At 60.9% G+C, this 1,222-nt stretch carries 2 protein-coding genes; both read left to right on the top strand.

Features of this window, described 5'->3' with window-relative positions:
* The coding region (locus EN884_RS36400; RefSeq protein ID WP_164895439.1) for a cyclopropane-fatty-acyl-phospholipid synthase family protein at positions 1-572 on the top strand (572 nt) is incomplete at its 5' end.
* A 137-nt stretch (positions 573-709) separates the two neighbouring features.
* A partial coding sequence (locus EN884_RS36395; protein ID WP_281034868.1) for a glycerophosphodiester phosphodiesterase family protein occupies positions 710-1,222 on the top strand: 513 nt, incomplete at its 3' end.

Genomic DNA, 1,222 nt, shown 5'->3' with positions numbered 1-1,222 from the left:
TCACCGGGTTGACGATCAGCCGCGAGCAGCACGATTTTGCAACGGCTCGCATCGCCAAGGCTGGCCTTGCCGAAAAGGTCGACATCAAGCTGCAGGACTATCGCGACGAAACCGGCACCTATGACCGCATCGCCTCGATCGAGATGTTCGAGGCGGTCGGCGAGAAATACTGGCCGGTGTTTTTCGGCAAGATGAAGGCTTGCCTGAGACCCGGCGGCACCGCCGGCCTGCAGATCATCACCATCAACGAAGCCGCCTACGACACGTATCGCGCAAGGCCGGATTTCATCCAGCGCTATGTTTTCCCGGGTGGCATGCTGCCGACACCGTCGATCCTGAAGACACTGGGCAAGGATCATGGCCTTGCCCATCTGCGCGAGCGCGTGTTTCCGGATGACTATGCGCGCACGCTTGCCGAATGGCGCCACCGGTTCTGGGCGTCATGGGAGAAGATCGTCCCGCTCGGCTTCGACGACCGCTTCAAGAAGCTCTGGGAGTTCTACCTGCACTATTGCGAGGCCGGATTCCGCGCCAGCTACATCGACGTGCGCCAGGTGGTCTACAAGGCGTAAGTCGACACGTTCTTCGATTTCATTGCCGCCGACCAGGCGATATCGAGGATGATCTCGATGTCGCCGCCCGGTCGCCGTCAAAAAGTCCGATCGCAAAGCAGGATGCCGCGCAGGACGGACGAATCGGAAATCACTTGATGCGCAAACGGACGATCTTCTTCGGCATCATCGTTGTCGCCGCGGCGGGCATCTGGCTCAACAACACCTCGCTGTTGTCGAGCCGCCCCGCCGGCAAGCCGGAAGTGCTTGCCCATCGCGGCCTTGCCCAGGACTACGCACGGGAAGGCATGACGGGTGAGACGTGCACGGCCAGTCGCATGTTGCCGCCGCGCCATGCCTACCTCGAAAACACGATCCCCTCGATGGAAGCAGCCTTCGCGCTGGACGCTGACGCGCTCGAACTAGATGTTCACCCGACGACAGACGGCAATTTCGCCGTCTTCCACGACTGGACGCTGGATTGCCGCACGGAAGGCAAGGGAGAAACACGCAACCATTCCATGGCCGAGTTGAAGACCCTCGATGTCGGCTATGGCTATACGGCGGATGGCGGCAAGACCTTTCCTTTTCGCGGCAAGGGTATCGGCATGATGCCGTCGCTGGATGAGGTTCTGGCGCACTTCCCGGCCCGCCGCTTCAACATCAACGTC

The organism is Mesorhizobium sp. M7A.F.Ca.AU.001.01.1.1, assembly GCF_004022735.1.
GTDB lineage: Bacteria > Pseudomonadota > Alphaproteobacteria > Rhizobiales > Rhizobiaceae > Mesorhizobium > Mesorhizobium ciceri.
This window is presented reverse-complemented; position numbering and strand designations above follow the sequence as displayed.